The sequence below is a fragment of the Shewanella sp. 6_MG-2023 genome (assembly GCF_030547195.1).
Classification (GTDB): domain Bacteria; phylum Pseudomonadota; class Gammaproteobacteria; order Enterobacterales; family Shewanellaceae; genus Shewanella.
In genome coordinates this window covers 19,450-29,264 of sequence record NZ_JAUOQU010000044.1, presented here as the reverse complement: position 1 = coordinate 29,264, position 9,815 = coordinate 19,450, and the positions used below count along the sequence as shown (strand labels likewise).

At 42.2% G+C, this 9,815-nt stretch carries 8 protein-coding genes; 6 read left to right on the top strand and 2 right to left on the bottom strand.

What is annotated here, in order from left to right; all coding sequences use genetic code 11:
- Positions 1-51: 51 nt before the first annotated feature.
- A complete protein-coding gene (locus tag Q4533_RS18545; protein WP_303503757.1) occupies positions 52-489 on the bottom strand; it encodes a hypothetical protein in 438 nt (145 codons plus the stop codon).
- Positions 490-859: 370 nt separating this feature from the next.
- Here Q4533_RS18545 and Q4533_RS18540 point away from each other — a divergent pair, with 370 nt between their 5' ends.
- Positions 860-1,159: a hypothetical protein gene (locus Q4533_RS18540; protein WP_303503755.1), complete on the top strand. Its 300-nt coding sequence runs from the start codon at positions 860-862 to the stop codon at positions 1,157-1,159.
- Between the two features lie 47 nt (positions 1,160-1,206).
- Here the strand turns inward: Q4533_RS18540 and Q4533_RS18535 are convergent, their stop codons facing one another.
- The gene (locus Q4533_RS18535; RefSeq protein WP_102476336.1) at positions 1,207-2,208 is read right to left on the bottom strand and encodes a D-alanine--D-alanine ligase; all 1,002 of its coding nucleotides are present in this window, start codon (positions 2,206-2,208) and stop codon (positions 1,207-1,209) included.
- A gap of 626 nt (positions 2,209-2,834) precedes the next feature.
- On the opposite strand from Q4533_RS18535, the gene Q4533_RS18530 reads away from it, so the two are divergent.
- The 5 genes from Q4533_RS18530 (at position 2,835) to prpF (ending at position 9,791) form a co-directional block, all read left to right on the top strand.
- On the top strand, positions 2,835-3,494 hold the full coding sequence (locus tag Q4533_RS18530; protein ID WP_102440556.1) for a GntR family transcriptional regulator: 660 nt from the start codon (positions 2,835-2,837) through the stop codon (positions 3,492-3,494).
- A 65-nt stretch (positions 3,495-3,559) separates the two neighbouring features.
- On the top strand, positions 3,560-4,438 hold the full coding sequence (prpB, locus tag Q4533_RS18525; protein ID WP_076536891.1) for a methylisocitrate lyase: 879 nt from the start codon (positions 3,560-3,562) through the stop codon (positions 4,436-4,438).
- 211 nt (positions 4,439-4,649) lie between these two features.
- Positions 4,650-5,774 carry a 2-methylcitrate synthase gene (prpC, locus tag Q4533_RS18520; protein WP_102440557.1) on the top strand — a complete coding sequence of 375 codons (1,125 nt, stop codon included), beginning with the start codon at positions 4,650-4,652 and terminating at the stop codon, positions 5,772-5,774.
- A 103-nt stretch (positions 5,775-5,877) separates the two neighbouring features.
- A complete protein-coding gene (acnD, locus tag Q4533_RS18515; protein ID WP_303411006.1) occupies positions 5,878-8,493 on the top strand; it encodes a Fe/S-dependent 2-methylisocitrate dehydratase AcnD in 2,616 nt (871 codons plus the stop codon).
- Positions 8,494-8,597: 104 nt separating this feature from the next.
- The gene (gene prpF, locus Q4533_RS18510; protein ID WP_102531803.1) at positions 8,598-9,791 is read left to right on the top strand and encodes a 2-methylaconitate cis-trans isomerase PrpF; all 1,194 of its coding nucleotides are present in this window, start codon (positions 8,598-8,600) and stop codon (positions 9,789-9,791) included.
- Positions 9,792-9,815: the final 24 nt, after the last annotated feature.

Here is a 9,815-nt window from a genome sequence, read left to right as displayed (position 1 = left end):
TTATTATTGAGTTCGAAGACAGAATTGTGAAGCATATTAACTAAATTGCAGTTACACAGAATCTGTTACACCCTCTTTCTGATAGCTATAGTTTGATTGTCCGTAATCAGCCATTAACTTAGAATGACTTTTAAGTTTTTTAGCTGGAATTAAGGAAATATTGTTACTATCACTAATGATCAGTAATGTTTTAAGTTTTCCTTTTAAAAAACCATGTTCTTTAATTGGGGAAAATAAAATACTATTTGACTTCGTTGTGTGCTCCCATTCACCATAAGAAAACCCCTCTATTCCAATGGTTCCATTTAGTTGAGACTCGTAACCCCCATCTTCATTTAAAACGATATTAATACGGTTTCCAAAACCATCATCATTAGTATAAATGCCAACTAGGGAGTTTGAATTAAGGTTTGAATCATTGAAATGAGGAGTTTGACTACAGCCAGATATGAGCATAAAACTGACTATGCATAAAACAATTTTTGACATTATTCCTTTCCGATTAAGTTATGAGGAACAACATAGAAGTAATACTATATATAACATTAAGCTGTTAGGTTAATGTTGCAATACTGTTCTAGTAAACGGATAAAATTAAGTTGTAAGTCATTTTGTTGACACTGGTTAAAAAGTTGACATCTTAATATGTTTTTATTTGACTGTGTTTGTTTTATTCTAATTCTCTATATTTCAATGGGTAGTGTGTGATTTCTTGGTGTTAAACTACCGTTTTTTCATTTGATGAATAATGTTTGGCCAGATGAGTTTGTTAAACTATTGTGCTGAAAATCGTAAAGTGCACTAAACTATTAGTTAGATTTAGTTGTAGTTTTTTTGATTTAAATACGAGGGCAATCAAATGGTGAGTTCAAAAGATTTTGCGAATTGGCTAATGATTCAATTTGAACAATTAGAGAATGGAGTAAGCTTAACGCGAGGAGACATTAATCAGTTAACAGGCAGGCAGAATTTTTCTTTGGTATTTGTACATGATATTCATTATGAATTAATGCAACATGGGGTTGCATTCGTCACTGATACCTACCGTGAGCGTTTCTATATGGTCAGGGTTCAAGACAACCCTTGGCGCAAACAATTGGAAGATGCTGGCCATCAGCAAACATATTCCAATATTGTTTCAATCAATATGACGCGATAGCTATTTTGTCGTTAATCGTCGTATCAAGTTGGTATATGTGTTTAGATTTATAATTGGCTTTTGATGTTTTCAACCAAGTAATCAGTAAAGTTTTCGCCGTGATTTTGTAGCATTTTCGGAAACATTGAAATTGGTGTAGAGCCAGGGAAGGTATTAATCTCGTTTAGTAAAATTTCATTCTCTTCGGTTAAAAAGAAATCAATTCTTGATAAGTGTCTTAACTTCATCCCTTTAAATGCTTTTATCGCATAGCTGCGAATCGCTTCACACACATCCTCAGATAAATTCTTTGCGACTACATTGGTGGTCGCCTTACTTGAAGCATTATATTTTTCTTCAAAAGTATAAAAAGTGTTACTGGCACAAATGATCTCACCTGGCAGTGTTGCTATTACTTCACCTTGATATTGATAAACTGCGACTTCTAACTCTCGGGCGATAATGGTCTTTTCAACCACCACAGAAGGCGCAAAACTAAAGGCATCAGTTAATACTTGTTGTATTTGCGTTGCGTCATCAACTTTATAGCAGCCCACTGATGAACCTTGAGAGGCGGCTTTAACAAATACTGAGCCCCATTCTGATAAGGCTGCTGCCGTTTGTTGTATAGCGTCATCATTTAGTTCATTAAGAAAAATATAAGGCGTATTAGGGATGCCTAAGGCGCTAAACCACATTTTGGCGGTGATTTTGTTAAAACAGTTTCTTGAGGCTTCTGACTCACAACCAAAGTAAGGCAATTGGATTAAATTGAAATAAGATTGAATGTCACCGGTCTCACCGGGAAATCCATGAATACAAGGAATGACATAGTCTACAGGCCAAGGTGCTTTTTGCTGATCTTCAAAACGAATTTCGCGCTTATTGGTTAGCTCACAAACATTACCATCTTGATCGTGATAATGGCCATTTTTATCAAGTTCAACTCGCAGTAAATTAATCTCGTTACTATTTGCGAGAGATGATTCAAAAAAATCAGCTGATAACAAAGACACATCATGCTCTGCACTGCCGCCGCCACAGATTAAAAGTAAGTTGATAGTTGTCATTGTTGCTCCGCAAAATTGCTGATGGATATCACTGAATGTGCATTAAATTAACTTATGATAATGAACTGACAAGCCACTAGGCAAGAGCAGGGCTGAGTAAATGGTGAACTAAGCAACAAATAGTCATGAACACCGCTTAATTGCGCGTTTTATGGGCAATAAAGTTGTGCCATAGCCATATTATTTACTTGGGATATTTAAAACGGCTTAGGTGTACTCCCTAAGCTTGCTTGGCTGTTATACATTTATTCATTGCCCAATGTATGGGGCTTATGGGTGAGTTTATTCATCCGCTCCGTCACGATTTATCCATTTATCCATTTATCCATTTATCTGTCTATCTATCTATCTGTCTATTTATAAATAAGGGAGGCGTTAACCGAGCATGGGTGTTTTCTGTGTTAGTTCTCTGTGTTAGTTCTCTGTGTTATTTCTCTGAGTCATATCGCGAGCTTATATCGGTAAACATACTTTGCCCTGCTTATGCTTTAGCCACAACTTAGCAGCGTTGATTTATCACTGGCGCTTTATACTTTTGTCGACAATCTAGCTTGTTTATGTTGACCACTTGTTATTATTGGCTTATATTGTCGACAATTATTCTTTGGTCAGACAGCCTACTTAAAATGACATTTTTTACTGAACAGCCCATTACAGCAGCCGATAAAACCTTTTTTGAGTTAAGAAAGGACATCGTTGAAGGCGATATTACGGCAGGCTCAAAACTGAGTGAAACAGAACTGTCGACAAAGTACGCCGTTAGCCGCGCAGTTATCCGCGAGGCAATAAACCGTTTAGAGTCATGCCATTTGGTTGAACGTAAAGCCAATATAGGTGCCCGAGTGGTGGCATTAACGCCTGAAGGGCTCATAGAGTTGTATCAAGTGCGCGAATCTCTTGAGGGCATGGCGGCTAGGCTTGCCGCTAAAAACATGACTGATGAAGAGATTGCAGATTTATTAACGCTTCTGAGCAAACACTCTAATGAAGTGAAATCTGGCGAGTCTTATTATCAAGAAGCAGGTGATGTGGATTTTCATTACCGCATTATTCTAGGGAGCAAAAACAAACACCTTATTTCAGTGCTGATAGATGGTATGTATCACCTTATTCGTATGTACCGAGTGCAATTAGGCATGGCAGGACCTCGGGTGACAACTGCCTTTGAAGAACATACCCATATAGTTAAAGCCATTTCAAATCGTGATGAAGAGTTAGCAGAGATGCTAATGCGTCGTCACATCATGTACTCCAAAAATAATATCGAAACTAAATTAAACCGTTAATTAAGCTTCGGCAGTTAAGCGTAAACAACTGCCGCATAGCAATAACAAATAGAGAGAGGGATATCATGAGCGCAGGCAAAAAATTCCGTCAGGCATTAGTCGACAACAAGCCACTACAAATCGTTGGAACTATTAATGCGTATTCAGCAATGATGGCGAAACAAATTGGTCATCAAGCGATATATTTATCGGGTGGCGGTGTGGCGAACGCATCTTATGGGTTACCTGATTTAGGTATGACGTCACTCAATGATGTGATTGTTGACGTTCAGCGTATTACTTCAGCCTGTGACTTACCACTATTAGTGGATATCGATACCGGTTGGGGTGGTGCATTTAACATCGCTAAAACCGTTCGTGATATGGAAAAAGCCGGCGCTGCAGCTGTGCACATGGAAGATCAAGTTGCGCAGAAGCGTTGTGGTCATCGCCCGAACAAAGAGATTGTGTCTACTGAAGAAATGGTTGATCGCATTAAAGCGGCTGTCGATGCCCGTATTGATCCTGATTTTTTCATCATGGCAAGAACCGACTCATTTGCTCAAGAAGGTTTAGAGGCGGCGATCGCCCGTGCTAAAGCCTATGTTGCCGCCGGTGCAGACGGTATTTTTGCCGAAGCGGTAAAAACTGAAGAGCATTATCGCGCCTTTGCCGATGCACTTGATGTCCCGATTTTGGCTAACATCACCGAGTTTGGTCAAACAGAGTTATGGAACAAAGAGCAACTCGGTCAGTGGGGCGCAGCCATGGTGCTGTATCCGTTAAGTGCATTTCGTGCGATGAATAAAGCCGCTGAAAATGTCTACAGCGCAATCTTAAAAGATGGCGACCAAAAAGCGGTTGTCGACACCATGCAAACCCGTATGGATTTATACGATTACCTCGGTTACCACGATTATGAGCAAAAGCTTGATAGCTTATTTGCTGAAGGTAAAAACAAGTAATTACTGGCAAGACATAAAAGCAGTTTTCTGTTGATAGAAAGTGTTGATAAACAGTGTTTATAAGCTTTGTCGTTGTAGCAATAGCGATTTATTGCGATTGGATGATTAATGCACAAATATTGTTCTTGAACAAAGATTGTCGATAAGCAAACCGATAATTTAAAAGACAACCAAATAGTACTCGAAACACATAAAAGAATAGGAAATCATTATGGTAGACAAGAAACTAAGTGGTGCAGGCCTTCGTGGTCAAAGCGCAGGTGATACAGCATTATGTACCGTAGGTAAATCAGGCTCAGGTTTAACCTATTGCGGTTACGATGTTGCCGATTTATCTGAAAATGCTACTTTTGAGGAAGTCGCCTATCTATTATTTAATGGTGAATTGCCAACGCAAGATCAGCTAGATACTTATAAATCAGTATTGACGACTCAGCGTGATTTACCACAAGCGTTAAAAGAAGTATTACAACGTATTCCTGCCGATGCACATCCAATGGATGTGATGCGCACTGGTTGCTCATTTTTAGGTAATCTTGAGCCAGAAGCTGATTTTGCTGAGCAACATAAAGCAGCAAACCGCTTACTCGCCGCTTTTCCTGCCATCATGTGTTACTGGTATCGTTTCAGCCATGAAGGTGTTGAAATTGACTGCGTTACAGATGAAGAAACCATCGGCGGCCACTTCTTAAAACTATTGAATGGTAAAACGCCTTCAGAGCAACATCGTAAAGTGATGGATGTATCGTTAATACTTTATGCAGAGCATGAGTTTAACGCTTCTACCTTTACTGCGCGCGTATGTGCTTCAACCTTATCTGACATGTTCTCGTGTATTACCGGTGCTATCGGTACTCTTCGTGGCCCACTTCATGGCGGTGCTAATGAAGCAGCAATGGACATGATCCAAAAGTTTACTTCGCCAAGCGATGCTAAAGCGCAAATGGCAGGCATGCTAGAGCGTAAAGAAAAAATCATGGGCTTTGGTCATGCGATTTACCGCACTTCAGATCCACGTAATGTGATCATTAAAGCCTGGTCAGAAAAACTGGCTCAGGAAAATGGCGATACTAGCTTGTACGACATCTCAGTGGCTTGTGAAGAGTTTATGTGGGATACAAAAAAACTATTCTGTAATGCTGATTTCTTCCATGCATCGGCTTATCATTTTATGGGTATTCCAACCAAGCTATTTACGCCTATCTTTGTGTGTTCACGTCTTACTGGCTGGGCTGCTCACGTCATGGAGCAGCGCTCAAACAATCGTATTATCAGACCAAGTGCTGATTACATCGGATCTGAGCCACGCACTGTAACGCCAATTAGCGAAAGATAAACAGTCAAAGGCTGGCCAATGGGTCAGCCTTTTGTTTTTCAGACCTTGTTGAACATGCAAATTGCAAACTAGCTAACAATTACCAAACTTGATGGATTGGGTTATGAATTCAAATTATAGAAAACCGTTACCAGGTACAGAGCTGGATTACTTTGATACCAAAGCTGCTGTTGATGATATCCAAGCAGGCGCATTCGACAAACTGCCATATAGCTCTCGCGTTTATGCCGAGAACCTTGTGCGTCGCTGCCCACCTGAGACGCTAACAGATTGCTTAAAACAAATTATTGAACGTAAGCGAGATCTCGATTTCCCTTGGTTTCCAGCCCGTGTTGTTTGTCACGACATTCTTGGTCAAACCGCATTAGTTGATTTAGCGGGTTTACGTGATGCTATCGCTGAAAAAGGCGGCGACCCATCAAAAGTGAATCCAGTAGTGCCGACGCAATTAATTGTCGATCATTCACTGGCTGTCGAACATGCAGGTTTTGAAAAAGATGCCTTTGAAAAAAACCGCGCCATTGAAGACAGACGTAATGAAGACAGATTTCATTTTATTAACTGGACTAAAACAGCCTTTAAAAATATTGATGTGATCCAGCCCGGCAACGGCATCATGCATCAAATTAATTTAGAGAAAATGTCGCCAGTGGTGCAAGCCCGTGAAGGCGTGGCATTTCCTGATACCTTAGTGGGCACAGATAGCCATACGCCCCATGTCGATGCTTTAGGTGTTATAGCTATTGGTGTTGGTGGGCTTGAAGCTGAAAGCGTGATGCTAGGTCGCCCATCTTATATGCGTCTACCTGATATTGTCGGTGTTGAGCTGGTCGGCGAGCGTCAATCAGGCATTACTGCGACAGATATTGTGTTAGCGATTACCGAGTTTTTACGCGAGCAAAAAGTAGTATCAACTTACCTTGAGTTTTATGGTGAAGGCGCCGCTAATCTGACATTAGGCGATCGCGCTACGATTTCAAATATGACGCCAGAATTTGGCGCCACAGCAGCGATGTTTTATATCGATGATAAAACCATTGATTACTTAAAACTGACTGGCCGTGATGATAAACAAGTTGAGTTAGTTGAGACTTACGCCAAACAAAATGGCCTATGGGCTGACACGCTAGTTAATGCAGAATATGAACGCGTGCTGCGTTTTGACTTATCCAGTGTTGGACGTAACATTGCAGGTCCTTCAAACCCACATCGCCGCGTATCGACAAGTGATTTAGCCGCTAAAGGCATTAGCGGTATTGTTGAGAATGAAGCCGGCTTAATGCCTGATGGCGCTTGTATTATTGCCGCCATTACCAGTTGTACTAACACATCTAACCCACGCAATGTGATTGCTGCAGGCTTAATCGCCCGTAACGCCAATGCCAAGGGGCTTACACGTAAACCTTGGGTTAAAACCTCATTAGCACCAGGCTCAAAAGCGGTGCAGTTGTATCTTGAAGATGCCAATTTATTAACCGAACTTGAAGCCTTGGGCTTTGGTATTGTCGGTTTTGCCTGTACTACCTGTAATGGCATGAGTGGCGCGCTCGATCCTGTGATTCAACAAGAAGTGATTGAACGTGATTTATATGCCACCGCGGTGTTATCAGGTAACCGAAATTTTGATGGTCGTATTCATCCTTATGCGAAACAAGCGTTCTTAGCCTCGCCGCCACTGGTGGTTGCCTACGCTATTGCTGGCACCATTCGTTTTGATATTGAAAAAGATGTTTTAGGTAAAGATCAACAAGGTAACGATATAAGGCTTAAAGATATCTGGCCATCAGATGCTGAAATTGATGCGGTTATCGCTGCTAGCGTTAAGCCTGAGCAATTCCGCAAAGTATATGAGCCAATGTTTGATATCAAAGTTGAATACGGCAGCGACTCTTCAGCTAAGATTGATCCACAGTATGATTGGCGCCCTCAAAGTACCTATATCCGTCGTCCTCCTTATTGGGAAGGCGCATTAGCGGGTGAGCGCGCCATGAAAGGCATGCGCCCATTAGCGGTATTAGGTGACAACATCACTACCGATCATTTATCACCATCAAACGCTATTATGCTTGATAGTGCAGCAGGTGCTTACCTTGATAAAATGGGCTTGCCTGAAGTTGATTTCAACTCATATGCCACCCATCGCGGCGATCACTTAACCGCACAACGTGCCACATTTGCTAACCCTAAACTATTTAATGAAATGGTGACCACCTTAGGTAAAGATGGCAAGCAAGTGATTAAGCAAGGTTCTTACGCCCGAATCGAGCCAGAAGGGCAAGAGTCGCGCATGTGGGAAGCCATTGAAACCTATATGGAGCGTAAGCAGCCACTTATCATCATCGCAGGTGCTGATTATGGTCAAGGTTCAAGCCGTGACTGGGCAGCCAAAGGGGTCCGCTTAGCGGGCGTTGAAGTGATTGTTGCTGAAGGCTTTGAGCGTATCCATCGTACCAACCTTGTAGGAATGGGCGTGCTGCCGCTTGAGTTTACCAATGGCGAGAACCGTCATACCTATCAAATTGATGGTACTGAAACCTACGATGTTATCGGTGAGCGTACTCCAGGTGCGGCGCTATCAGTAATCATTACTCGCACTAATGGTGAGCATTTAACTGTGCCAGTTAAATGTCGATTAGACACCGCTGAAGAGGTGTCTATCTATGAAGCGGGCGGTATTTTACAACGCTTTGCCCAAGACTTTTTAGAGGCCAGCCATTAGTGACTAGTGATGAGTCATAAGTCGTTATAGCTGCGTTAAATTTAACAAACATCAGCACAATGAGCGCCTCTCACTCATTGTGCTGATTGATTTTAGGAAACATGATGTCTCATATTCCACAAATAAAAATTCCAGCAACCTATATGCGTGGTGGCACCAGTAAAGGGGTGTTTTTCAATCTAACTGATTTACCTAAATCCGCTCAAGTGGCTGGCGATGCCCGCGATGCCATGCTGCTTAGAGTCATCGGCAGTCCAGATCCCTATGGCAAACAAACTGATGGCATGGGCGGCGCAACCTCAAGTACCAGCAAAACGGTAATACTGTCTAAAAGCCGCCACGCCGATCATGATGTGGATTACCTTTTTGGCCAAGTGGCCATAGACAAACCCTTCGTTGATTGGAGTGGTAATTGCGGTAATTTAACGGCGGCTGTGGGTTCGTTTGCCATATCCAATGGCTTAATTGACAGTAGCCGCGTACCTGAAAATGGTATTGCGGTAGTGCGTATATGGCAGGCCAATATCAGCAAAACCATAATTGCGCACGTGCCAATGGCTAACGGCGCAGTGCAAGAAACCGGTGATTTTGAATTAGACGGGGTGACCTTTCCTGCAGCCGAAGTACTGGTAGAGTTTTTAGCGCCAGCAGACGCTGATGCAGCGATGTTCCCAACTGGTAATGTGGTGGATGATTTAGTTGTGCCAGAGCTTAGCGCAAAAGGGATCCCATCCATTAAAGCCACTATGATTAATGCAGGTATTCCAACGATATTTGTTAATGCTGCCGACATTGGTTATGTGGGTAATGAGCTTCAAGATGACATAAACAATGATGATAGCGCATTAGCATTTTTCGAAAGCTTACGTGCCCATGGTGCAGTGCAAATGGGGTTAATTAAACACATTGATGAAGCCGCAGCGCGCCAACACACGCCAAAGATTGCCTTTGTGTCGCCGCCAAGTGCATACAACTCATCAAGTGGTAAAGCAGTATTAGCCACTGATATTGACTTACAAGTGCGGGCATTATCAATGGGTAAACTGCACCATGCCATGATGGGTACAGCAGCGGTAGCAATAGGCACGGCTGCTGCCGTTGAAGGCTCGCTAGTCAATCTTGCCGCTGGTGGACAAGCACGTACTTCAGTGGTGTTTGGTCATCCATCGGGCACTCTAAAAGTGGGCGCAGAAGCGACATTATCCAATGGTAGCTGGCAGGTGAATAAAGCCAGCATGAGCCGCAGTGCAAGAGTGCTTATGGAAGGTTGGGTAAGAATACCTGGGGATAGTTTTTAGGTTGTTTTTAGTGTTTGATTTGGC